Here is a 21,279-nt window from a genome sequence, read left to right on the forward strand (position 1 = left end):
GCGCCAGGTCGGCGATCTCCGCGCCCAGGAGCTCGGCGTGGGTCAGGGGGCAGGCGTAGAGCGCGGTCACCATGCCGTGCCGGGTCACTGCCTCCCGCGACATCACGCCACCCCTTCCAGCTCGATCCGCTCCGCGCCCGACAGGCCGCCGATCAGCGGGTCTTTCGGGTTGGAGATCGCGTGCGGGGTCGGAGTGGCGTTGGCGATGTCGGCGCGGGTGACCACCGGGTGATTCCGGGACCACTCCCCGGCGATGCCCAGCTCCTCGGCCGACGCGTCGTAGACGTCGCTGAACAGCTGCTGGTAGGTCACCGATACCACCCGCAGGCCGCGTTCCCACTCCGAGATCAGCCCCGGCAGCGTCCCGGCCGAGTGGATCCGGATACCCCGGCGGCCGGCGGCCTCCACGAGGCTGGCCAGCAGCTGCCGCTGTGCCCAGCCCCGTGCAGCGCGGAACTCGCGCAATCGCGCCGCCATCTCACGCCCCCGCCAGCTCGCGGCGCGGCGTCGGCACACTCGGCCGCCCGTACAGGTCACGGACCCGCTTGCGGATCATCATCAGCAGCGCCCACTGGCCGCCACCGGGCTTGATCTCCTCGATGTCCATCCGGGCGTTGTAAATGCGGTTGCCGCCCTCGTGCAGGAGCGTCTCCAGCACCATTTCGTGCGCGTACTGGTCGTCACCGAGCTCCCGCTCGTCCAGCGTCATGCCGCCGTTGACCGCGATCCACAGCACCGCCTCGATGTCCTCCAGCGACACCGGCAGGCTCATGCTGACCTGCATCACGACCGGGCTGTCGTTGCCCTCCCGGTGCGACGGGAAGAACGTCGCGTGGTTCTCGCCGACCATGCCCTGCGCCTTGTCCGTGTTGAACAACATGTCAGGCCACCTCCCCAACCTGCGTGTCGTCGGCGGCCTCGGCGGCCAGCTCGTTCCCGGTCACGAACGCCTCGTAAGCGGCCTGCGAGCACTTCTCGACGTAGACGTCCAGCGCCCGACCGGGGACCCGCAGCGTGCCCTTGCCCGTGCCCAGCTTCAGCGCGTCCAGCTCGCCGGACTCGATCGCCCGGTAGATCGTGTTCACCGAGACGTCGAACATCTCGGCCACTGCCTTCACGCGGTAGAACGCGTTACGCTCGAACTGCATCGGGTCTCCAACCTTCGATGTGCGCCCCGACTGGTGTTGCAGCACCGGCCGGGGCTTTCTCGTTTCCCCTGGCTCCCTGGGAATCAGTGGGACATGGGCAACGTTAGGCAACTTAGTCGACCAAGTCAAACCGATGTCACCTAAATGGCCTAGCTTGCGTTCTCCTGTACCCTCTCTGACATGGGAAAAGTCGATCCGGATGACTCTCGGCCGCCGTTCCAGCAAGTTGCCGATGACCTGCGCACCGCGATCAGGGACGGCGTCCTCTCGCCAGGGGCCCGGCTCCCGAAGCACGCCGAGCTCGCCGAGGAGTACGGGGTGTCGGTCGGCACCGTGAAGAGCGCCCTGGGCACGCTGCGAAACGAATCGCTGATCGTGAGCCGCCAAGGCGAAGGCTCCTGGGTTCGGCGGGTCCTTCCGGAGACCACCGCGGCGGACGCGATGGATGCCGATGCCCGAGACGTCCTCGCCGAGATCCTGAAGCGGCTCGATGAGGTGAACGACCGCCTGGCGGCCATCGAGGATCTCCTTCCGCGCTCCGGTCGATGACCAGGCCATCACCGCGCGATACTCCGGAAGAACTCCACAAGTCCCTCGACGGCGCCGCCGACCAAGTCGAACGCACCCCGCATAAACGTCGCGGCGTCGTTGGGGTACTTGACCACCAGCACCAGCAGTGCCACACCAACCAGCGCCCAGAGCACCTTCGACAACGCGCCCCCGCCGGCCTTCGGCATCATCGGCAACGAGTTCTTCGCCATCTCCAACCCCTTCCCTCTTGCCTGTCTTGTCTGTGTCTCCACGATCGCCGCAGGCAGGGGGCCTCTGACAGTGCTGGGGCAGGTGTGACGAGAGGGACACGGTGACACGCACGTATCACTGTCGTGACACCTCCGGAGCACCGTTCGGCGGTGCCACACTGGGCAGGCGGGCACACATCGAGGAGGCCGGATGAGCCAGGACCTACCGACCTGGGCGCGCCGTATCCGCTCAATGCGCGAGGCCAAAGGGTGGTCTCAGCTACAGGCCGCAGAGCAGATGCGCGCGCACTCCGACAAGGAACTTCCTGCAACTGACCATCTACTCCGCCGATGGAAGGCTTGGGAACTCGGCGAAAACAGGCCTGGCGGCTTCTACGCATCCGTAGTCGCTGCAACCCTCGGAACTGTCACCGCTTCCCTATTTCCACCTCAGAAGAGCATCAGCGACCTTGAGTTGGTGAGCGCAACTGGCATGAGCACGCTCGAAATAATGAGCCGCTTGTCTGCATCCGATGTCAATGAGGCGACACTGCAAGCCGTTCGGATCACCGTCGACAAGCTCTGTTCGGAATACTCGCGAATGCCACCGGAAGATCTCATTCGCGAGGGCCAGCAGTGGCTACGTCGACTGGTCGAAATGCAGGAGCAGCGCCTCAGCTTTCGCCAACGTCGCGAAACGCTGGAGCTCGCCGGGTGGCTTGCGCTCCTGGTCGGCTGCCTTGAGTACGACCTGGGACAACGGCAAGCCGCCGAAGCAACTCGCCGTTCAGCATTGAGCCTCGGCGAAGAAGTAGGGAGCGGCGGGATCCTCGGGTGGGCTCACGAAATGCGCGCCTGGTTCGCTCTTACGTCCGGCGACTACCGGGGTGTTATCGCTGCTGCGGATGCTGGCGAAGCGGCGGCAGGAAATCACAGCGTGACCGTGCAACTCATTGCACAGAAAGCCAAAGCCTTGGCACGCATGGGGCGGCGTGATGAAATGCTGGATACGTTAGAACGCGGCCGGGTCGTTCTCGACGGAATGCCGTATCCGGACAACATCGAAAACCATTTCATGGTCGATCCATCGAAGTACGACTTCTACGCGATGGACTGCTACCGGCAGATCGGCGAGAACCGTTTGGCGCGCGAGCTGTCTGACGAGGTGATCCGAGCCAGTACCGACTTCCACGGCAACGAGCGTTGGCCGATGCGCATCGCGGAAGCACAGGTCACGCTCGGGATCGTCGCTGCCCGGGAGGGCAACCTCGACGAGGCGGTTGGCTACGGCCGGCGGGCTCTGTCCGGCGACCGGAAGTCCTTGCCGTCGTTGGCGATGCACTCCCGCGATCTCTCGCAGGTTCTGACCGAGCGGTACGCGGACGAGCCAGAGACCGAGGCGTATCTGGAGCAGCTTCAGAGCATCCAGAGCCAGTGACTCGGGGATGGAAGCTGGAACAGAGGGGGTGGGGCGATCTTCCGCCTTGGCCCTCTAGACGCTAGGGGACTGGTCAGCCCGTAGAAGACCATCTAGCGGCCCCTCTAGGCCTAGAGCTCATCACCTCTAGGCCTAGAGGGGCCGTTCTGCGTCCTCAGGCCGTCGTTCGCGCTCGATCGACCAACGATCCATTCAGCCTGACCATGAACCGAAGCGCACCCAGAGGGCATCTCAGGAGGCGCTGAGAGCGCCGTAGACGCCCTGGGATGAGCGGAGCGGCACTGGGAGGCCACCTGGCACGATCAGAGGCTCTCAGGGCATCCACGTCGTCGGCTCAGTTCCCGTCTCAGTCCGCCCCGGTACCAACCATCCCCCTCTGTTCCAGCAATGGCGTTGACCAGCGCATTTGTACCGCTGGGCATCGATGCGAACGACAGACCGGAGATCTTGTAAGCGGACGGTCAGGGGTTCGAGTCCCCTCAGCGGCTCCAAAGGTACCTGACCAGCGCTTTTGACGAAATCAGACGATCTGTCGATTGCAGCACAACAACGCCCCGCCCGGCATCGGCCGAGCGGGGCGCATTCGTTCGAACGGCCAGCGCTGAAGTTCCGGCAGCTCATGCCTCGTGAGTGTTTTGGATCGCTATGACGATCCAAAACACTCACGACCGCCTACCGGCGAAACCCACCAGCCTTGATCTTGCCGAGGAAGGACGCCCAAGCGTCACAGCTGAACGCCAGGACCGGGCTCGACTCGCCGAGCTTGGAGTCCCGAACGCCACGGGCGCTGGGCGCAGCGCCAACCTCGACGCAGTTACCGCCGTCGTTCCCGCTGTAGCTGGACTTCCGCCATGCGCGAAGGTTCAGGTCAACGCTGGTCATGGCAGCGCCTTTCGACTCAAGCTTGGCCGTATACGTCCTCCAGCACTTTACCCATGAGGGTGACGGACTCCTCGGCAGAGAGGGAAGCATTACGCAGTCGCTGATAGGCCGTCGCGTACGCCTGGATCACGTGGCCGTCCTCCGGGTAGTTGGCGCCGCCCATGTCTTCGACGTAGACGACCGCACCCGTCGCTTCCAACTTCAGCAGCACGAACGCTGCCTTGGCCGTGAACGATTCATCGTGCGAGGGCGTCGGCTTCGGACGGAACGGGAGTACGTGAAGGTTGAGATTTGGCAGCTCCGACAACTCGATCAAGTACTCAATCTGCGCCTTCATGACTGAATCGCTCCCGATGACGCGGTGGAGCGTTGCTTCGTGCAGCACCACGTTCACCGTTGGCGCGGAGTCCTTGGTGAGGATCGACTTGCGCCCCGTTCTCACCTCGACCTGCTGATCCAACTCACGTTGAGAAGCAAGCGGATTGCCCGCTCGAAGCAGCGTGCGAGCGTAATCCTCGGCCTGAAGCAGTCCGGTGACGACTTCGGCTTCGTAAATCGACAGCTCGCTTGCCTCGGACTCCAGCACGAGAAACCTTCGAAAGTACGCCGGAACCGAGTCTCGGTATGTTCCGCGACGGCGCGGCTTCGGCACCGTGGCGAGCCGAAGGGCTTCTGCCGTTTGGGAGTCGTCGGCGCCGTAGAGCTCCAGCAGCGAACTCACCTCGCTCGGCAGGATGCGCTGCTTGCCGTTCTCCATCTTCGAGATCTTCGCTATGGAACAGTCGAGGTGGTTCGCCGCAGCGCTGGCGGGCAGGTCAGCCGCGTTCCGCAACCTCCGCAGCATGATTCCCAGTTGGATCAGCACCACCTGCGGGTCGTTTGTCGCCACGTCTCTCCTTCTACCGATCCGGTACGGCGCGGCGCGCCAAGATCGCAGCTTGTCACTCAATCTAGGGAACGTCAACGCGAAAGTTTCGAGTTGAATTGACGATCCCTTTGAGACGCTTGTAAACAAGAGAGGACCAAGGGATCGCGAAAGAAGGGTGCGGGGATGGACCACATCAGATGGCACGCTGCTCCAGGCGATCTAGACCCCGCACATCGGGGGCGATAGCCGCGATCGAGGCGAGCATGCGAGCGGGCTTCCAGTTTCACCACCTGCCCGCACTCGACGATCTTCGCGCCATACAAGGGATTCGCGTGTCGAGCGGCGCCATCGACGTGTACCTGGCAGAAGCACCTCACCTGGCTAGCGCAGCCAGATTCCGTGTTGAGGACATCGAATTCGGCATCGCACCACCATCCCTCTGGTACCGGAACGGGACGGTGGACGAGGTGGTCTACGCGCTGGTCGACCTTCCGCCGCACGGTTCGCCCGGCGCGCCGAACCTGGCGCGGTCGCGGTCGCTGTGGCTTCCCGGCGATGACCTGCTTCGGAACGGAGGACTGGGATGACCTGGCTGCTGTGGTTCTTCGCGGGATACGTGCCCGGCCTCGCCGTGCTGGTCATCGCGCTATGCCGACTGAACGGCCGCGAGCCGACCGGTCAGCACTCCGACTCCGGCGACGGCGCGCTGACCGTCGAGCACCTCATCGCGCGCGTCGAAAACGACCAGGTGTCAACGGATTGCTACGGCCGCCACGCGCTGCGTGATCCGGGGCTGTTCCGGGTGGCGGTGTAGCCATGGCCGCGAATTCCAAGCCGCCGCGCGTGGTCCGGGTGAAGCAGACCAAGCCGAATCGGTTCCTGCCGATGGCCTGGCGCGTCGAACGGCTCTCGCCCACCGAGGCCTACACCATCCGCTGGGGTCGCGGCGCGGGCTACTTCACCGTCCACCGCGGCGACATCGGCAGCTCCCCCGACGACGCCCACCTGATCGACACCGTCCACATTGGTCACGACTGGGCGGACGAGGCCGACGTGGCCGCCCAGCTCCGGACCTGGTTGCGCCACAAGGCGAATCCCCATCGCCGAACGGCGTGACCCCAGAACTCCGCCCGATGCCGCCTCCCCCCGACCCCGAGGCATCGGAGCGGACGGCCGGTCGGCGCAGGCCCCGCGCCGACCGGCCACCCAGCACCGCCGCTCGCCGGGAGACCGGTCAGAGCTGGAATTGCTGGAGGTGGCGTGGGTCGAGGACCCGGCCCCGGCCTCCGAGGATGTTCTGCAGGGTGGCGACGACTTCGCGGTTGACGCCGTCGTGCACTTCCGGCTTGTCCAGGGCCGTCACCAGGTCGTCGTGGTGGCAGGGGACGACGATCCGGGGCCAGCCCAACGCCTGGAGCACGCGTTCGAAGTAGTCGTGCACCGCCGCGTTGCCGCTGGAGCCGAGTACGAGCACGTCCGGCCTGGCCCCGGCGACCTCCCGCTCGACGAAGTTCGCGGTGCCGCTGAGGAACATCACGCGCAGCCGGTCTCCCACGGTGACCTGGTAGCCCAACGAGCCGCCCTCGACGAGTTCCCCGAGCGTCGTCGGTTTCTTCGGTGGCGCGGTCAGGGTTCCGGCGGGCGCGAAGCCGTAGCCGCCCAGCTGGCTGTGCAGGCTGCGGAACACCTCGATGGTGTAGGCGGGGCGCGGCTGTTCGGGGCTGCGCAGCGGGAAGCGCAGGTGCTCGCCGCCGGTGACCAGCACCAGGTCGGGCTCGCGCGCCGCCGGGATTCCCATCGCGCGCACCAGGTTCAGGTGCGTTTCGCCGCCGAGCACCCGGATGCGCTGGCCTTCTGCGGCCCGCCTTGATCAAGTTGGGCGGGAGCGTACAAACCGAACTAGTTCGTTCGATACGGCTTTGGCAGACTGCCCATGCCATGCCCCGAGACGCCACGCCCGCCAAGAAGCGGATCCTCGCCGCCGCCGTCGCCGAGTTCGCCGAGCACGGCATCAGCGGCGCGCGCATCGACCGCATCGCAACACGCGCCGAAGCCAACAAGCGCGCGATCTACGACCACTTCGGCGACAAGCGGGAGCTGTTCGGCATCGTGCTCGCCGACCAACTCGACCGGCTGGCCGGGGAGGTCGAGCTGCACGCCGACCGCATTCCCGAATTCGTGGGCGAACTGTTCGACTACTGCGCCGCCCACCCGGAACTCGTTCGCCTCGTGCAGTGGGAGGCCCTGTCGCTACCGGCGAACCAGGCGCCCAACCACGCCAGGCGCTCGGCCAGCTACCAGGCCAAGGTGGACGCCATCACCGAAGCCCAACGGCGGGGCCACATCGACCCGGGGCTCGACCCCCGCCGGATCCTGCTGCTCCTGATCGGCATGGCCGAGTGGACGCTGTACGTCCCCCAACTCGCCACCATGATCGCCGGTGAGCCCACGAACACCCCGGAACAACGCACCGACCACCGGGCCTTCCTCGTCGCCCTCGCGCAGCAGCTGCTCCAACCCCGGAACCACCCCGAGCCGTGAGTGATGTTCCGGTGAATCCCACTCACGACTCGGGGGAGATCGCGTTCCCGCTCAGCTCGGGTGCTTGATGCTCTCGATGATGCGAGCGAAGCCCTCCTTGCCGTGGCCGGCGTCGATCTGGCGCTGGATCAGGTTCTGCACCATGCCGATCACCTCGGTGCTGATGCCCTGGGCGGCGCTGGCGTCGATGATGTCGCCGAGGCTGGAGAACTCCAGGCTCTGCTGCCCGCCCACGGTGTAGTCGCCGCCGTCGATCACGGCGGCGAACCCGGCGAACCCGCCGGTCATGGCCGACAACCAGGCCGCCGACCGCTCCGCGAAGTCACCCGCCGACACCCCGGCGGGCGCCACCATGGCCGCACCGTGCACGAATCCGGCGAACATCACGTACATCCCCGACAGCAGCGCGAGGTCGTAGAGGGACGCCGCCCCGGCGTCCTCGCCGAAGTAGGCGCTCTCGCCCCACAGGTCCAGCAGCGGCCGGTGCTGCTCGAAGGCGGCCTCCGACCCGCTGTAGAGGATCGACGACCCCGGCAGGCCGATCATCGACGGGACGGCCATGACGCCGCCGTCCAGGTACACCACGCCGTGCCCGGCGGCCCAGACCGCGAACTCCCGGGACTGCTCCGGCGTGGTCGTGGTGACGTTGACCAGCGTCCGGCCGGCGAGCTCGTCGACCACCGGGTCGAGGACCTCGTGGACCGAGGCCGCGTCGTACAGGCAGGCCACCACCACGTCGGCGGCGGCCACCGCCTCGCGAACCGATCCTGCTTCGACCGCGCCCCGGTCGACCAGCGGGTCGGCCTTGCCCGCCGACCGGTTCCAGACCGTGGTCGGATACCCGGCCTCGACGACCGCGGCGGCCAGCGCGCCGCCCATCGCGCCCAGGCCGAGAAGGCTTGCTCGGGAATCCTTTTCGTTGCTCAACTTCGACACCCCCCTCAGTGCTTCTTCCGATGCCGGAATCGTTTCCGCAACCGATGAGGCCGACAAGTACCGACTAATTAGTGGGGTACTTACTTTCTGGGAAGTGATGAGCGAGCGGGTGGCCGGGCAGGATCTGCGTCCAGGTCCCACAGCGGCGGTTTCGCGCGAAACCGTCATTCCGACGCGTGCAGGAGCCGGTTTCGCGCGAAACCGCCATTCCCACGCGTGCCAGATGACGGTTTCGCGCGAAACCGGCGCCCCGCCCGAGCCCAACCGTCAGCGGCCCTGCAGGGACTTGACGTTGTTGCCGAAGCTCCAGGACTTCGAGCCGTCCCAGTTGATCGACCAGGTCATCAGGCCCTTCAGGCCGCCGTTGTAGTTGTTCCACGCCTGGGCCACCAGGTCCGGCGACATGTAGCCGCCGCCCGCGCCCGGCTGGGCGGGCAGGCCGGGAACCTGCTTGTCGTAGGGCACCTTGATCGTGGTGCCCTGGATGGTCAGGCCGTTGTTCAGGCAGTCCGTCTGCACCGTGAAGCCCTCGACCGTGCCCGCCTGGTACGAGTCGCCGGAGCAGCCGTACATGCTGCCGTTGTAGTACTGCATGTTCAGCCACCAGAGCCGGCCGTTGTCCGCGTACTTCTTCACGATCGGCAGGTAAGCGCCCCAGATCGATCCGTAGGTCACGCTGCCGCCGGTGACGTACGCCGTTTCCGGCGCCATCGTCAGGCCGAAGTTGGCGGGCATCTTGGCGAGCACGCCGTCGATGATGCGGATCAGGTTGGCCTGCGACGGCGAGAGTTCGTTGATGTTGCCGCTGCCGCTGAGGCCGGTCTCGATGTCGATGTCGATGCCGTCGAAGTTGTACTTCTGCAGGATCGGGACCACCGTCTCGACGAACCGGTCGGCGACGGCGCTGGACGACAGGTCGATGCCCGCCGTGGCGCCGCCGATCGACATCAGGATCGTCAGCCCGTTCGCCTTGGCCGCGCACATCTCGGCGGGCGTGGCCACCTTCACCGTGCTGTCCATGCCGTCTTCCCACAGGACGGTGCCGTCCGAGCGGATGACCGGGAACGCCGCGTTGATCACGTTGTAGCCGTGCTCGCGGATCGCCGGATCGGTGATCGGCGTCCAGCCGAATGGTGGGTGCACGCCGTTGACCGCGCCGTCCCAGTTCTCCCAGTAGCCGTGCAGCACCTTGCCCTCGGGCTTCGACTTCACCGCGCAGATCTCGTCCGCCGCGGGGGCCGGGGTCGCCACCGGCTGCGCCTCGGAGCCCGCCGCGACCTGCGGGATCGACAACGCGGCGACGAACGCCGCCACCAGCCCGGTTCTCAGCAGACGTCTCGTCCGACCGCTCATTACCGAATCCCTTCGCGACAGGACCAATTCCGCAATTGGTCCGGTGTTCAGCCGATCCTCATCAGGAACTTTTATGACAAATTTCGGGCCCGGAAACAAGATTGCAGGAAAAGTGGTATTTACCAATTTGACCGAAAGTCGCGCGAGATCGCCGCACCCGGCCCGGGGCCGCATGATGGCGTCATGGGCGCCGAAACCACGTTGACCGACAAGCTCTTCCGCGTCGCCGTGCTGCTCAAGGGCCTGGACGGGGCGGTGCAGCTGGTCGCCGGGGTGCTGCTGATCTTCGTGTCTCCCAGCACCATCACGCGGCTCGCCCACGCCGTCGTCACGCGAGACCTGCTGGGCCCGCCGGCCGGGCCGCTGGCCGGGCACTTCGAGGAGGCCCTGCAGCACTTCGCCGGCGGCAACCGGACGTTCGTGATCACCTACCTGATCGCCCACGGCGTCATCAAGATCGGCCTGGTGATCGGCCTGCTCCGCAAGATCATGCCGCTCTACCCGGTGGCGATGGCGGCGCTGGGCCTGTTCGTCATCTTCGAGGTGCTGCGGGCGGTGCAGACGAAGTCGGTGGTGCTGCCGTTCTTCGCGGCGCTGGACGTGGCGATCATCGTGCTCGTGCTCCGCGAATACCTCGAATTGCGCCGGCGGAACCAGTGACCAGGCCTTCGAATTGCGCCACGCTTGATGCGCCGGGACCTCCGCAGTTTCAATTGAAACTGCGGAGCCGGCTCCGGAGGTGGGCCATGCGACGACGGCGCGACGAGGCCGTGCTGATCACCGATGCGGCACCGTCCCTCGACGACGAGCAGCGGCACCGCAAGCGGGTCTACGCCGTGCTGATGGTGGTGCACCTGGTCGGCTTCACCGCCGCCGGGCTGCTGGCGCACTTCTGGTTGCTGGCGCTCGGCATCGTGGTCGTCACGGGCGCGCTGCCGTGGATCGCCGTCGTCCTCGCCAACGATCGCACGTCCCGACGCGGCGAGCCCCGCGCAAAGCGTGGTGGCGGCCCCGAAATCGAGGACCGCCACCACGACCAGATCGATATGTGACGTCGCTGTCAGGACTCGTCGCCGACCCGGCGCTTGCGCAGCACCAGAAGCAGCAGGATCCCGGCCAGCAGCAGCGCGGCGCCCGCGATGCTCAGCGGCCCCGCAGGCGAGCCGGTGGTCGCCAGGTGGTGCGGGTTCGACGTCGATTCGCCGTCACGCCGCCGGTGCCCGGCGGCGTGACGCCGTCCGTCGGGCCGGGGCCGGGACAGGTGCCGTCCGGCGGCACCGGGCACCCCGAACCGGGGTGGCACGGCAGAACCGGCGGGCTCGGTGGGTTCCATGGGAACGGTCGTCGATTCCGTCGGGCAGGCCGGAGGCGTGGTCGGCTCCGTCGGTTCGGTCGGCTCCGTCGGAGTGGTCTGCTCCGTGGGCTCGCCCGAATTCGATCATGCGCGGCTCGGCAACACCCGAGCCCCGCGGTCCGACTCGTTCCGGCGAAAAGGGAACCGATCCCGATCACGTTTCGCAGATCCGCGAAATACGGGAATTAGTGGCGGCGGTTCGACTTCTGCCGACCTCCGGACATCTTGATCAATTTTGATCTTTCACCATCAATTGGCGAATTGTGCCCAAGCGATGGACATCTTCACTCGAACGAGTGAAGAGTCTCCTCTCGGTTCGAACCAGCTGTGCCCTCGTGAACCGAAGGAGATCAGCGTGTCGCTCGCCCGAAACCTCGCCGGACTCGCCGGAGCCGTGTTGGCCATCGCCGCCTTCGCCGCCCCGGCCCAAGCGGAGACCCCGCCGCCGGACGTCTCCACCAAGATCATCGACGGCCGGGAGGTGGACAGCGCACCCTGGGCGGCGCGGCTGTTCGCCAACGGCCAGGAGAACTGCAGCGCCACCATCATCGCCCCGGAGTGGGTGCTCACCGCCCAGCACTGCGTCGCCGGTGGCGGCTCCCTCAGCTTCAACATCGGCAACGTCGACCAGACGCAGGGCGAGCAGGTCAACGCCAAGCCCGGCGGGGTGCAAATCCACGACTCCGCCGACCTGGCGCTGGTGAACATCGACCGCGCGGTGCAGACCGAGTACGCCCCGCTGGGCTCGGTCGGCGACGTCCAGGTCGGCCAGACCGTGCAGACCTACGGCTGGGGCGCGACCTGCACCGACCAGCCCGAGATCCAGTGCCAGTCGCGGATCCTCAAGGTCGCCGACGTGAACGTGACCGACATCGCGTGCAGCGACTACCGCGGTGGCACCGCGGTGTGCGCCACCCGCGGCGACGGCATCCCGGCCGGCGGCGACTCCGGCGGCCCGATGTTCTCCGGGAACGTGCAGGTGGGCGTGGCCTCGACCAGCGACCGCCAGAACAACACCGCGTACACCAACATCACCGAGTACCGCGACTGGATCCAGTCCGTCGCGGGCGTGTAGATCAAGATCGCGAGGCGGTCCGCCCGGGTGCCGGCAGGCCCCGGGCGGACCGCCTGCGCATTGATGTTCACTCGATCCGAGCCTTTTTTGCGACTATCCGATAACTTCTTCTTGATGCATCCCGACAGCCCCGCGGAATTCATCGTTTGCGCAGGTCAGAGCGACACTGAATGGATTGATCTAGGAATCCGCAGGCGATCGGTAGCATCGCGCCGAAGCGCATTGCAACGTTTGTGTAGTGCTTCTCACGTGTAAAATTGCGTCTCGCCTGGTAGATGGATAGTTATCGCGTCGGGAGCCTGACGCGTTACGGATGTTCTGTTAAGTTGGCAAAGCATGACCGGCGACAAACCGAGCCATAACATCGACAAACGGAATGGCGACAGCGGTTCAGCCGGACGGTTGGAGATCGATACTCCGGTCGTCGCGGACGGCCCTGAGCTCTACCGAATCACCCGTGATTCGGCGGTGCTCGATGTGAACTCGTCTTACACATATTTGTTGTGGTGCCGGGACTTCGCGCAGACCTCCGCGGTGGCACGCACCGACGGCGCGGTCGTGGGATTCGTGACCGGATACATCCGGCCGGACGCCCCCGACACGCTCGTCGTGTGGCAGATCGCCGTCGATGCATCCCAGCGCGGTGGTGGCGTGGCGGGCCGACTCCTCGACCACCTGGTGGATCGCGTGCTGCCGCGCGGCGTGCGGTACCTGGAGACGACGATCACGGCCGACAACGCTGCATCGATCAACCTGTTCACGGCGCTGGCGCGCAAGCGCTCGACCGGCCTGGAGCGCAGCGAGCTGTTCACCGCCGACCTGTTCCCTGATGCGCACCTGGGGGAGGACCTGTACCGCATCGGGCCGTTCGAGCCCGTTCCGGCCGCCGCCGGAGCCTGACGGCAGCCGTCCTGGCACGAAATCTTGTTCTTGAAGTGCTGGGCGCGCGCACACCGCGCTGCCTGGCCGGACGGAGGATCGTGAACGACATCTTCGCAACCCTGGAATCGGAAGTCCGCAGCTACAGCCGCACCTGGCCGACGGTCTTCGACCGCGCCGGCGGCAGCTACCTCTACGACGAGGACGGCACCCCGTACCTGGACTTCTTCGCCGGTGCCGGCGCGCTCAACTACGGGCACAACAACCCGCTGCTGAAGCGAAAACTCATCGAGTACATCGAGCGCGACGGCGTCACCCACGGCCTCGATCAGTCCACTGTGGCCAAACGCGCGTTCCTGGAGACCTTCCAGGACAACGTGCTCGAACCGCGCGGGCTGAACTACAAGGTCCAGTTCCCCGGCCCGACCGGCACCAACTCGGTGGAGTCGGCGCTGAAGCTGGTCCGCAAGATCACCGGCCGGGAATCGATCATCAGCTTCACCAACGCCTTCCACGGCATGACGCTGGGTTCGCTGTCGGTGACGGGCAACTCGATGAAGCGCGGCGGCGCCGGCATCCCGCTGGTGCACGCCACGCCGATGCCCTACGACGACTACTTCGACGGTCAGGTCCCCGACTTCCTGTACTTCGAGAAGATGCTGGAGGACAGCGGCAGCGGCCTCAACGAGCCCGCCGCGGTGATCGTCGAGACGCTGCAGGGCGAAGGCGGCATCAACTCGTCGCGGCCGGCGTGGCTGCGCGGGCTCTACGAGCTCTGCCAGAAGCACGGCATGCTGATGATCGTCGACGACGTGCAGATGGGCTGCGGCCGCACCGGGCCGTTCTTCAGCTTCGAAGAGGCCGGCATCCAGCCGGACATCGTCTGCCTGTCCAAGTCCATCGGCGGCTACGGGCTGCCGCTGGCGCTGACGCTCATCAAGCCGGAGCACGACGTCTGGGAGCCGGGCGAGCACAACGGCACGTTCCGCGGCAACAACCCGGCGTTCGTCACCGCCACCGAGGCCCTGAAGCAGTACTGGGCCGACGACTCGCTGGAGAAGGCCACCATCGCCAAGGGCGAGCGGGTCGGCGAGGTGCTCGAAGAGCTCGCCGCGAAGCACGGCGGCGCGGTGGCCAAGGGCCGCGGGCTGGCGCGCGGGCTCGGTTTCGAGGACACCAACGTTGCGGGCAAGGTCTCCAAGGCGGCCTTCGACCGCAAGCTGCTGGTGGAGACCTCCGGCCCGAGCAGCGAGGTCATCAAGATCATGCCGCCGTTGACCGTTTCGGATGACGAACTGGAGAAGGGTCTTCAGATCATCCGCGACTCGGTCCAGGCTGTCCTGGCCTGACTCAAAACTAAATTTCAGGCTCGCCCTGCGTAGCGGTGCGGGTGGCGGAGCAAGCTGCGAGGGTGGGCTAAGCGGCTGCGCCGCTTGAAGAACAAGGCCACGAAGATCCACTGGAGGAACTGTGATCGTCCGGCACCTGTCGGAAATCGAGGACACCGACGCCGACATCAAGACGGAGAACTGGCGCAGCAAGCGCATCGTGCTGGCCAAGGAGAAGGTCGGCTTCTCGGTGCACGAGACCACCCTCTACGCCGGCACGGTGAACGACTTCTGGTACGCCAACCACATCGAGGCGGTCTTCATCACCGAAGGTGAGGGCGAGATCGAGGACAAGGCGACCGGCGAGGTCCACCAGCTCAAGCCGGGCTCGCTGTACCTGCTGAACAACCACGACAAGCACCAGGTCCGGCCGCGGACGACCATGCGCACGGTGTGCGTGTTCAACCCGCCGGTGACCGGGCGCGAGGTGCACGACGAGGACGGCGTGTACCCGCTGGTCGTGGAGGACGACGAGACGCCGGTCGCCGGCTGAACTCGTTGTTCGAGCTTGTGAACCGCGCGTGGCGGGTAACCGGAAGTGGTTGCCCGCCACGTGCGTTGACGGGTCTTCCCACGCGATGGCGTGGGGAGTTGCGGGCGCATACGTGCGCCGCTTCTAACCGAGGAACCGAGAAATGGCGGCGGTGCCACCTGCACCGGCCGCTCCGGCGGGAATTCGCGAAGGAGGCGCAAACCATGACCGTCGCTGATCTGAGCACCCAGGATCGCTATCCGACCCGGGTGAGCGCCGAGCCGGCGTTGATCCGGCGAGGAGACCCCACCGTCTGGCCCGGCGTGACGGCCGGCCCGGCAACCGCGGAGGAGCTCGCGGCCCACCAGGCCAAGGGCTTCCACGTCGTCGAGGGCCTGCTGTCGCCGGCCGAAGTCCAGACCTACTGGCAGGAGCTGGAACGGCTCACCAGGGACCCGGCGGTGCGGGCCGACGAGCGGACCATCGTGGAGCGCAGCTCCGAGGAGGTCCGCTCGATCTTCGAGGTGCACCGGATGAGCGAGCTGATCGCCGAGCTGGTGCGGGATCCGCGGGTGCTGGATCGGGCCAGGCAGATCCTCGGCTCGGACGTGTACGTGCACCAAAGCCGGATCAACTACATGCCCGGCTACCGGGGCACGGGCTTCTACTGGCACTCCGATTTCGAGACCTGGCACGCCGAGGACGGCATGCCGGCGATGCGCGCGGTGAGCATCTCGATCGCGCTGACCGACAACTACCCGTTCAACGGCGGGCTGATGATCATGCCGGGCTCGCACCGGACGTTCGTGTCCTGCGTGGGCGAAACACCGGACGACAACTACAAGTCGTCGCTGAAGCAGCAGCACATCGGGGTGCCGACGGAGGACGACATCGCGAAGCTGGCCTACGAGCACGGCATCGAGCAGTTCACGGGCCAAGCGGGGTCGGCGCTGTGGTTCGACTCGAACTGCATGCACGGCTCGGGCAACAACATCACGCCGTTCCCGCGCTCGAACATCTTCGTGGTGTTCAACAGCGTGGAGAACGAGCTGGTGGAGCCGTTCGCGGCGAGCAACCCACGCCCGGACTTCGTCGCCGCCAGAAGAACGATCCCGCTCCAACGCTGACCTGGCCGAGGCAAGAAGGGCACCCGCGACACATCGGCCGCGGGTGCCCTTCTTCGTTCACAACGGGAAGCGCATTCGGTTGGCAAGCGGCGACGTGAATCACAAGCCGCTGACGACGCTGCGTGATCGACTGGTTTCGGAGGCGCACCATTACTCCATTTCGACTAACGCAATCTCATAGGCGCCGAGGTCCAGCAGGTTTACCCAACAGTAAGTAATTGCGAGTGGAATATTCCCCCGGAAAATTGGTCCGACACACCCCAGAGGTGGGGTGGCGGCGGTTACACGCCGTGGCCTATGGTGTCCGTTATCGAAAAGCCGGTAGTAACCGGAATTTTCCAACCTGGGGATCAGAAGGGAGGCCCTGCGGTACCACCTGGCTTGAGTCCTGTCGCAGCGCTTCAACAGGACTCGTCCTGTTGTTGTCAGGCCTGACAGCAGTCGGGCCGCGTTCGGCGGTCGCCGAGCGTCGGATTCAACAACGAAAGGAACATGCACAGGTGAACCGCAAGCAGGCCCGGAAGGCTCGTCAGACTCGTCGGCGGCGGGGTGCGGCAAAGCGCCCGGCCCGCCCGCGTGGGACGGCCCGGGCACTTCTGCTGCTGTTTCTGCGGGTCTCGCTGTGGTGGATCGTCAACTGGTTCGACGACCACAGCTAATCCCCTCTGGGGGCGGGTTGAAGTGGCACCTTCGGCCCGCCCCGTCCCAGCCGATGCACCGCCAACGGCACATCGTGCACGTGCAGCTACGGACAGTTGATCCGCAATCGCACTGCGCGGTTAGGTTAGCGGATTCCAGGCTTGCACGGCACTGCGATAGGCAAAAACAGGACGTGTGTCCGGCTACAACTGTCCGAGATGCCTCACAGCGCTTTCCGCCAGCAGGAACTCGGCATCAGGTCAGCGGATGGGGTGGGCTGCGAGGACCGCGCCCACCTGGTCGGCCACCTCCGGGTCGAGCATCGGGTAGCGGCCTCCCGCGACGAAGCGCTCCGAGAGCTCGAAGGTGACCACTTCGCCTTCCGCCAGCAACTGGCCCGCCGCCACCGGGTCCACCGCGACGTTGTCCGGGTGCGTGACCGTGATGTTGGTGAACGTCGCCGCCAGGTACGGGCTCGCGAACTGGGTGAACGAGTCGCCGACCATCCGCACCGGCCGGTCGATCATGCCCGGCAGCGCCGGCGACTCCAGGTGCAGCGGCTGGTGGAAGTCGCTGGCCTTGAACTGCGTGTTGTCCTCCGGCCCGCCGTCGGGCGCCAGCGAGTACGCCTGGATCGGCACGGTCCGGTCCTGCCCGAGCAGGTCCGGGATGTCGGCGCTGTGCGGGTACTGCCGGGACGGCCGGACCAGCCAGCTGCTCGTCACGCCCGGCTGCAGGCGCTCCGCGAGCTGGTAGGTCATGGCGATGCCGCCCTCGTGGGTCCAGTGCGTGTCGATGTCGTGGTAGATCGGCCGCTGGTTGCGCGCCGCGACCTCGCGCAGCTGGGCGCGCAGGTCCAGCGCGCCGGTCGCGGCGGGCACCCGGCGCCAGAACTCGTCGCGGACCTGCGTCGAGCAGTCCTCCCCGGCGTAGGCGTCGGGCATGTTCTCCGGGTACACGGTGGACTTGTCCGGGGCGATGACCAGCTGGAACTTCCGGCCCGACGCCTCCACCACGGCGCGCCAGCGGCGCAGTCCGGCGATCACCTGGTCCATGGTCCGCTTCGGCACGCACCGGTACGACACGTCGTGGCCGAGGTACAGCCAGCCGTTCTTGCCCTCGATGACGGCGGGGAACACGTTCTCGTTTATCGGCGGTTTCTCGTCCACCTGCCCGGCACCTATCGGCGAGGTGTGCGAGCCGTCGGCCAGCCGAGCGGGCTCGCCGAACACGCCGCGGCTGAGCGCGTCGACCGACTGCACGGCGCCCTTGCGGAACGGCAGGTTTTCGGTGGCCCACGCGTTCAGCCCGGTGAAGAACCCCCAGCCTTCGGTGATGCTGGGGAAGGCCGCGAGCGGGCGGTTCTCCAGCTGCTCGGCGCGCGCGCCGAAGACCCAGGTCACCACCGGCGCGGTGAAGAACAGCACCGCGCACACAAGCGCGGCCAGCTGGCGCCTGCCGTGCCGGGGCCGGTGCAGCGGGTGTTCCCGCGGCAACCACGCCTCGTGGACCGGGGGAAGATCGGAATGCTCCTGCCGCGACACGGCACCACGTTAACCGGGCACGCACCGCAACCGCCCCGGAACTCGCGGATTCCCGGCACTCCGGCGCACAGCTGGGAAATGGCCGGGCTCGGCGGTTGCGTCCGCGCATGTTCCGCGAGGCCTTCCCGATCTTGTCGACGCCCGACCTCGGCCGCGCGATGCGCTTCTACTGCGACGTGCTCGGATTCGAACCGCAATACCGGTTCCCCACCGAAGGCGAACCCGAATTCGTCACGCTCCGCCTGGAATCCCTCAAGCTCGGCCTCGGCAAGGATCCCGAAGTGCGGCGGCCCGGCCGCCATTTCGCCCTGTGGCTCTACACCGACGACGTCGACGAAGCGGTGGATCGCATCCGTGTCGCAGGCGTCCCGATTCTCCAAGAACCCCAGGACATGCCCTTGGGGCGAACGCATCGCCACGGCCGCCGACCCGGACGACGACCAAATCCACCTCGGCGCAGCGATCACCTGACCGACACCGTTTTTCCGGCCTGGCCCGTGAGTGGTTTGTGTTGCCATAGCGACACAAACCACACACGGGCCGCTACCTGCCGAAAAACGAACGCCACGCATTCGCGGTGTCATCGGGAACGCGGGTGTCCTCTTCGGGCAGTTTGTGCTCCGGATTCTTGGGCGGGCACTCCGCGCCCGGATAGCGTTTTCCTCGAAAGCGGATCCGCACAACCATTCCTACTATCTCGGAGGAATCATCGTGCTTCGCAAGATCACCGTCGGGGTCGCGGCCGTCGCCGGACTCCTCGCCTTCAGCGCCCCGGCCATGGCCTCCGGTGGCCCGTACCCGGCGGGCGTTTACCCGTCGTACGAAGCGGCTTGGGCGGTGTGCGACGCCGGGAAGGCCCAGGGCCGCTGGACCGACTGCTCCATCGAGGCCGGCATCGACGACCCGATCCTCCTGTGGGTCTGGACCGACTGAACGAACTGACTTCGAAGCGCCGCCCCACATCCGAATAAAGCGGCGCACCAAGACGCACACCCCGGGTGCAGGTTCAACAGGCGCATTGAACCTGCACCCGGGGTGCTTCTTCTCAAGAACGAGTGTCAGTTCGCAGGAGCGAGCCGGCTTGCGACGGTCTCGCATGCGAAACGCACCACGGCCCGCAGCTCCCGATCCGACGCACCGGCGCGGCTGAGCACCGCGAGGGATTGGTTGATCGCGACGACGTAGACGGCGAGGTCGTCGAGCATCGACGGATCGGCGTGCGGATCGTCGAGCGCGGCTCGGACGCGCGCCTGCTGGATGTCGAGCAGGCGGCGGACGTGCGCGGCGCTTTCCGGTGTCAGCACGGCCGATTGGGCGGCCGCCTGGGCGATGAGGCAGCCTTCCGGCACGGCGGGGTCGTTGATCCTGGCCAGGACGACGCCGAAGAAGGCTTCGACGGCTCGGGCCGGATCGCCCGGGTGCGCGGTAAGCGCGTCTTCGTAGCGGGCACCGTACGTCGCGGAGTACCGGTCCAGCGCTCGGCGGAACAACTCGTCCTTGCCGCCGAACGCGCCGTAGAGCGATCCCCGGCCCAGCCCGGTGGCGGTGCCGAGCACGTCCAGCGAGGCGTCGGCGTATCCCCGCTGCCAGAACACCGCCATTGCCTTGTCCAGGGCTTCGTCGACGTCGAACTGCTTGCGTCCCGACATGCGCCTCCTTCCGCTCGGCGTGAGCCTACCTACTTCTTGGAACAAACGGTACAAAAATCATGGACCGATCGTTCCAAGATGGTTTACGGTCGGAACATGGCCACGAGAGAAACCGAGCCCGCAGGCCGCGGCTCCGCCGGCGGCGCCCCAGGGCTGCCCGCCGGGTTCACCGACACGTTCCGCAGCCGCTGGATGCAGGTCGGCGACCTGCGCCTGCACGCCGTGACCGGCGGCGAAGGGCCGCCGTTGCTGCTGCTCGCCGGCTGGCCGCAGACCTGGTACGCGTGGCGCGAGCTGATGCCCGCGCTGGCACGGGACTTCACGGTCGTCGCCGCCGATCCCCGGGGCGTGGGCCTGTCCGGAAAACCGGACGACGGCTACGACACCGGCACCCTCGCCGCCGACATGGCTGGGCTGATGAGCGCGCTGGGCCACGACCGCTTCGCGATGGTCGGCCACGACGTCGGCATGTGGACCGGATACGCGCTGGCCGCGGACCACCCGGGACGCGTGGAACGCCTGGCCCTCGCCGAGGCCGTGATCCCCGGCCTGGCCCCCTCGCCACCGCTGTTCGCGCCACAGGAGGCCGTCGATCGGCTGTGGCACTTCGGGTTCAACCGGCTCGGCTCGCTGAACGAGGAACTCGTCGCAGGCCGTGAACGGCTCTTCTTCGGGTACCAGTTCGCGACCAAAGCGGCCCGGAAACTGCCGGAGCACGCCGTCGATCTCTACATCGAGGCCCTGGCCGCCGCTCGCGACGCCCTGCGCGCCAGCTTCGAGTTCTACCGCGCGATCGACACGACGATCGAGCAGAACGCCCGGCGCAAGGAGCGAAAGCTGACCATGCCCGTGCTGACCATCGCCGGCGCCCGCTCCGTCGGCTCACTGGTCGGCGAAACCCTGGCCCCGGCAGCCGAAGACGTCACGAGCGTGGTGCTACCCGACTGCGGGCACTACCCGGCCGAAGAAGCCCCGCAGGAAATGCTCGCCACCCTGACCGAATTCCTGGCCCCGTACCGCGCCGCATTCTGATCATCAGAACCAGTAGTACTGATGAATGAAAATCCGGGACCAGCGGAGATCCCCACCTGACGACCCCGAACTGCACCTTTCGCCTTTGGGTGATGGTTGGACATTCGGTGTTGCTTGTTGGTCCCGGACGGCCTGGACACAGCCTGACGGCCAGTCAACGACGCCCGAGCCAGACGACCATCCGGCCGAACCTTCTGATCTCATTCGCCATCTC

General features: G+C 66.6%; 27 protein-coding genes and 1 pseudogene. 16 read left to right on the top strand and 12 right to left on the bottom strand.

Features of this window, described 5'->3' with window-relative positions:
* Positions 1-102 precede the first annotated feature (102 nt).
* Genes BLW84_RS21485 through BLW84_RS21495 form a run of 3 tightly spaced genes read right to left on the bottom strand, consistent with a single transcriptional unit; the run spans position 103 to position 1,148 of the window.
* Positions 103-477, bottom strand: coding sequence for a helix-turn-helix domain-containing protein (locus BLW84_RS21485; protein ID WP_093267270.1), 375 nt, complete (start codon positions 475-477; stop codon positions 103-105).
* A gap of 1 nt (position 478) precedes the next feature.
* The gene (locus BLW84_RS21490; protein WP_093267885.1) at positions 479-880 is read right to left on the bottom strand and encodes a hypothetical protein; all 402 of its coding nucleotides are present in this window, start codon (positions 878-880) and stop codon (positions 479-481) included.
* A gap of 1 nt (position 881) precedes the next feature.
* Complete coding sequence (locus BLW84_RS21495; RefSeq protein ID WP_093267886.1) at positions 882-1,148, bottom strand: helix-turn-helix domain-containing protein; 267 nt, start codon at positions 1,146-1,148, stop codon at positions 882-884.
* Between the two features lie 180 nt (positions 1,149-1,328).
* Between BLW84_RS21495 and BLW84_RS21500 the strand changes: the two genes are divergently transcribed.
* A complete protein-coding gene (locus BLW84_RS21500; RefSeq protein ID WP_093267888.1) occupies positions 1,329-1,697 on the top strand; it encodes a GntR family transcriptional regulator in 369 nt (122 codons plus the stop codon).
* A gap of 8 nt (positions 1,698-1,705) precedes the next feature.
* On the opposite strand, the gene BLW84_RS21505 is transcribed toward BLW84_RS21500, so the two are convergent.
* Positions 1,706-1,909 (bottom strand): hypothetical protein, encoded by a 204-nt coding sequence (locus BLW84_RS21505; protein ID WP_143061044.1) that lies wholly within the window; start codon positions 1,907-1,909, stop codon positions 1,706-1,708.
* A gap of 190 nt (positions 1,910-2,099) precedes the next feature.
* Here BLW84_RS21505 and BLW84_RS21510 point away from each other — a divergent pair, with 190 nt between their 5' ends.
* Positions 2,100-3,326, top strand: coding sequence for a tetratricopeptide repeat protein (locus BLW84_RS21510; protein ID WP_093267891.1), 1,227 nt, complete (start codon positions 2,100-2,102; stop codon positions 3,324-3,326).
* 672 nt (positions 3,327-3,998) lie between these two features.
* On the opposite strand, the gene BLW84_RS21515 is transcribed toward BLW84_RS21510, so the two are convergent.
* Both BLW84_RS21515 and BLW84_RS21520 read right to left on the bottom strand, forming a co-directional pair.
* Positions 3,999-4,208: a DUF397 domain-containing protein gene (locus tag BLW84_RS21515; RefSeq protein WP_093267893.1), complete on the bottom strand. Its 210-nt coding sequence runs from the start codon at positions 4,206-4,208 to the stop codon at positions 3,999-4,001.
* 16 nt (positions 4,209-4,224) lie between these two features.
* Complete coding sequence (locus tag BLW84_RS21520; RefSeq protein ID WP_218157406.1) at positions 4,225-5,097, bottom strand: helix-turn-helix domain-containing protein; 873 nt, start codon at positions 5,095-5,097, stop codon at positions 4,225-4,227.
* Positions 5,098-5,339: 242 nt separating this feature from the next.
* On the opposite strand from BLW84_RS21520, the gene BLW84_RS21525 reads away from it, so the two are divergent.
* The 3 genes from BLW84_RS21525 to BLW84_RS21535 are packed head-to-tail and all read left to right on the top strand — an operon-like array spanning position 5,340 to position 6,192.
* Complete coding sequence (locus BLW84_RS21525; RefSeq protein WP_093267894.1) at positions 5,340-5,663, top strand: hypothetical protein; 324 nt, start codon at positions 5,340-5,342, stop codon at positions 5,661-5,663.
* The gene (locus BLW84_RS21530) at positions 5,660-5,890 is read left to right on the top strand and encodes a hypothetical protein (protein ID WP_093267896.1); all 231 of its coding nucleotides are present in this window, start codon (positions 5,660-5,662) and stop codon (positions 5,888-5,890) included. The genes BLW84_RS21525 and BLW84_RS21530 overlap by 4 nt, the downstream gene beginning before the upstream one ends.
* Positions 5,891-5,892: 2 nt before the next feature.
* A complete protein-coding gene (locus BLW84_RS21535; RefSeq protein ID WP_093267897.1) occupies positions 5,893-6,192 on the top strand; it encodes a hypothetical protein in 300 nt (99 codons plus the stop codon).
* 118 nt (positions 6,193-6,310) lie between these two features.
* On the opposite strand, the gene BLW84_RS21540 is transcribed toward BLW84_RS21535, so the two are convergent.
* A complete protein-coding gene (locus BLW84_RS21540; protein WP_093267899.1) occupies positions 6,311-6,913 on the bottom strand; it encodes a hypothetical protein in 603 nt (200 codons plus the stop codon).
* A 101-nt stretch (positions 6,914-7,014) separates the two neighbouring features.
* Between BLW84_RS21540 and BLW84_RS21545 the strand changes: the two genes are divergently transcribed.
* Positions 7,015-7,617 carry a TetR/AcrR family transcriptional regulator gene (locus tag BLW84_RS21545; protein ID WP_093267900.1) on the top strand — a complete coding sequence of 201 codons (603 nt, stop codon included), beginning with the start codon at positions 7,015-7,017 and terminating at the stop codon, positions 7,615-7,617.
* Between the two features lie 51 nt (positions 7,618-7,668).
* Here the strand turns inward: BLW84_RS21545 and BLW84_RS21550 are convergent, their stop codons facing one another.
* On the bottom strand, positions 7,669-8,544 hold the full coding sequence (locus BLW84_RS21550; protein ID WP_218157407.1) for an NAD(P)-dependent oxidoreductase: 876 nt from the start codon (positions 8,542-8,544) through the stop codon (positions 7,669-7,671).
* Positions 8,545-8,820: 276 nt separating this feature from the next.
* On the bottom strand, positions 8,821-9,906 hold the full coding sequence (locus BLW84_RS21555; RefSeq protein WP_093267903.1) for a chitinase: 1,086 nt from the start codon (positions 9,904-9,906) through the stop codon (positions 8,821-8,823).
* A gap of 183 nt (positions 9,907-10,089) precedes the next feature.
* Here BLW84_RS21555 and BLW84_RS21560 point away from each other — a divergent pair, with 183 nt between their 5' ends.
* Together BLW84_RS21560 and BLW84_RS21565 are read left to right on the top strand one after the other, a co-directional pair.
* Positions 10,090-10,566 carry a DUF2127 domain-containing protein gene (locus tag BLW84_RS21560; RefSeq protein WP_093267904.1) on the top strand — a complete coding sequence of 159 codons (477 nt, stop codon included), beginning with the start codon at positions 10,090-10,092 and terminating at the stop codon, positions 10,564-10,566.
* Between the two features lie 86 nt (positions 10,567-10,652).
* The gene (locus tag BLW84_RS21565) at positions 10,653-10,958 is read left to right on the top strand and encodes a DUF3099 domain-containing protein (RefSeq protein ID WP_093267905.1); all 306 of its coding nucleotides are present in this window, start codon (positions 10,653-10,655) and stop codon (positions 10,956-10,958) included.
* An 8-nt stretch (positions 10,959-10,966) separates the two neighbouring features.
* Here BLW84_RS21565 and BLW84_RS47605 read toward each other — a convergent pair whose 3' ends face one another.
* Complete coding sequence (locus tag BLW84_RS47605; protein ID WP_093267907.1) at positions 10,967-11,239, bottom strand: LPXTG cell wall anchor domain-containing protein; 273 nt, start codon at positions 11,237-11,239, stop codon at positions 10,967-10,969.
* A gap of 376 nt (positions 11,240-11,615) precedes the next feature.
* Here BLW84_RS47605 and BLW84_RS21575 point away from each other — a divergent pair, with 376 nt between their 5' ends.
* The 5 genes from BLW84_RS21575 to thpD all read left to right on the top strand — a co-directional run bounded on the left by BLW84_RS21575 (position 11,616) and on the right by thpD (position 16,201).
* Positions 11,616-12,335 carry a S1 family peptidase gene (locus tag BLW84_RS21575; RefSeq protein WP_093267909.1) on the top strand — a complete coding sequence of 240 codons (720 nt, stop codon included), beginning with the start codon at positions 11,616-11,618 and terminating at the stop codon, positions 12,333-12,335.
* A 402-nt stretch (positions 12,336-12,737) separates the two neighbouring features.
* Positions 12,738-13,235: a diaminobutyrate acetyltransferase gene (ectA, locus tag BLW84_RS21580; protein WP_093267911.1), complete on the top strand. Its 498-nt coding sequence runs from the start codon at positions 12,738-12,740 to the stop codon at positions 13,233-13,235.
* A gap of 80 nt (positions 13,236-13,315) precedes the next feature.
* The gene (gene ectB, locus BLW84_RS21585) at positions 13,316-14,563 is read left to right on the top strand and encodes a diaminobutyrate--2-oxoglutarate transaminase (protein ID WP_093268145.1); all 1,248 of its coding nucleotides are present in this window, start codon (positions 13,316-13,318) and stop codon (positions 14,561-14,563) included.
* A 121-nt stretch (positions 14,564-14,684) separates the two neighbouring features.
* Positions 14,685-15,095: an ectoine synthase gene (locus tag BLW84_RS21590; RefSeq protein ID WP_093267913.1), complete on the top strand. Its 411-nt coding sequence runs from the start codon at positions 14,685-14,687 to the stop codon at positions 15,093-15,095.
* Positions 15,096-15,298: 203 nt separating this feature from the next.
* Positions 15,299-16,201, top strand: a complete 903-nt coding sequence (gene thpD, locus BLW84_RS21595; protein WP_093267915.1) for an ectoine hydroxylase — start codon at positions 15,299-15,301, stop codon at positions 16,199-16,201.
* Between the two features lie 899 nt (positions 16,202-17,100).
* Here the strand turns inward: thpD and BLW84_RS21600 are convergent.
* A complete protein-coding gene (locus BLW84_RS21600) occupies positions 17,101-18,384 on the bottom strand; it encodes an alginate O-acetyltransferase AlgX-related protein (RefSeq protein WP_093267917.1) in 1,284 nt (427 codons plus the stop codon).
* 158 nt (positions 18,385-18,542) lie between these two features.
* Here BLW84_RS21600 and BLW84_RS50360 point away from each other — a divergent pair.
* Both BLW84_RS50360 and BLW84_RS49215 read left to right on the top strand, forming a co-directional pair.
* A pseudogene (locus BLW84_RS50360) lies at positions 18,543-18,731 on the top strand (VOC family protein); the annotation flags it as partial.
* Positions 18,732-19,095: 364 nt separating this feature from the next.
* Positions 19,096-19,317: a hypothetical protein gene (locus BLW84_RS49215; protein ID WP_093267919.1), complete on the top strand. Its 222-nt coding sequence runs from the start codon at positions 19,096-19,098 to the stop codon at positions 19,315-19,317.
* A gap of 125 nt (positions 19,318-19,442) precedes the next feature.
* Here the strand turns inward: BLW84_RS49215 and BLW84_RS21615 are convergent, their stop codons facing one another.
* The gene (locus BLW84_RS21615) at positions 19,443-20,033 is read right to left on the bottom strand and encodes a TetR/AcrR family transcriptional regulator (protein ID WP_093267921.1); all 591 of its coding nucleotides are present in this window, start codon (positions 20,031-20,033) and stop codon (positions 19,443-19,445) included.
* Between the two features lie 96 nt (positions 20,034-20,129).
* Here BLW84_RS21615 and BLW84_RS21620 point away from each other — a divergent pair, with 96 nt between their 5' ends.
* Positions 20,130-21,065 carry an alpha/beta fold hydrolase gene (locus BLW84_RS21620; protein ID WP_093268147.1) on the top strand — a complete coding sequence of 312 codons (936 nt, stop codon included), beginning with the start codon at positions 20,130-20,132 and terminating at the stop codon, positions 21,063-21,065.
* The last annotated feature ends 214 nt before the right edge of the window (positions 21,066-21,279 follow it).

The sequence above is a fragment of the Saccharopolyspora shandongensis genome (assembly GCF_900106995.1).
Taxonomy (GTDB): domain Bacteria; phylum Actinomycetota; class Actinomycetes; order Mycobacteriales; family Pseudonocardiaceae; genus Saccharopolyspora; species Saccharopolyspora shandongensis.

Coding starts and splice junctions, on each gene's coding strand:
- BLW84_RS21505 (WP_143061044.1), bottom strand. CDS start 1,909: ATGGCGAAGAACTCGTTGCCGATGATGCCGAAGGCCGGCGGGGGCGCG.
- BLW84_RS21500 (WP_093267888.1), top strand. CDS start 1,329: ATGGGAAAAGTCGATCCGGATGACTCTCGGCCGCCGTTCCAGCAAGTT.
- BLW84_RS21565 (WP_093267905.1), top strand. CDS start 10,653: ATGCGACGACGGCGCGACGAGGCCGTGCTGATCACCGATGCGGCACCG.
- BLW84_RS21535 (WP_093267897.1), top strand. CDS start 5,893: ATGGCCGCGAATTCCAAGCCGCCGCGCGTGGTCCGGGTGAAGCAGACC.
- BLW84_RS21560 (WP_093267904.1), top strand. CDS start 10,090: ATGGGCGCCGAAACCACGTTGACCGACAAGCTCTTCCGCGTCGCCGTG.
- BLW84_RS21490 (WP_093267885.1), bottom strand. CDS start 880: ATGTTGTTCAACACGGACAAGGCGCAGGGCATGGTCGGCGAGAACCAC.
- BLW84_RS21615 (WP_093267921.1), bottom strand. CDS start 20,033: ATGTCGGGACGCAAGCAGTTCGACGTCGACGAAGCCCTGGACAAGGCA.
- BLW84_RS21555 (WP_093267903.1), bottom strand. CDS start 9,906: ATGAGCGGTCGGACGAGACGTCTGCTGAGAACCGGGCTGGTGGCGGCG.
- thpD (WP_093267915.1), top strand. CDS start 15,299: ATGACCGTCGCTGATCTGAGCACCCAGGATCGCTATCCGACCCGGGTG.
- BLW84_RS21510 (WP_093267891.1), top strand. CDS start 2,100: ATGAGCCAGGACCTACCGACCTGGGCGCGCCGTATCCGCTCAATGCGC.
- BLW84_RS21515 (WP_093267893.1), bottom strand. CDS start 4,208: ATGACCAGCGTTGACCTGAACCTTCGCGCATGGCGGAAGTCCAGCTAC.
- BLW84_RS21495 (WP_093267886.1), bottom strand. CDS start 1,148: ATGCAGTTCGAGCGTAACGCGTTCTACCGCGTGAAGGCAGTGGCCGAG.
- BLW84_RS21620 (WP_093268147.1), top strand. CDS start 20,130: ATGGCCACGAGAGAAACCGAGCCCGCAGGCCGCGGCTCCGCCGGCGGC.
- BLW84_RS47605 (WP_093267907.1), bottom strand. CDS start 11,239: ATGGAACCCACCGAGCCCGCCGGTTCTGCCGTGCCACCCCGGTTCGGG.
- BLW84_RS21525 (WP_093267894.1), top strand. CDS start 5,340: ATGCGAGCGGGCTTCCAGTTTCACCACCTGCCCGCACTCGACGATCTT.
- BLW84_RS21485 (WP_093267270.1), bottom strand. CDS start 477: ATGGCGGCGCGATTGCGCGAGTTCCGCGCTGCACGGGGCTGGGCACAG.
- BLW84_RS21530 (WP_093267896.1), top strand. CDS start 5,660: ATGACCTGGCTGCTGTGGTTCTTCGCGGGATACGTGCCCGGCCTCGCC.
- BLW84_RS21545 (WP_093267900.1), top strand. CDS start 7,015: ATGCCCCGAGACGCCACGCCCGCCAAGAAGCGGATCCTCGCCGCCGCC.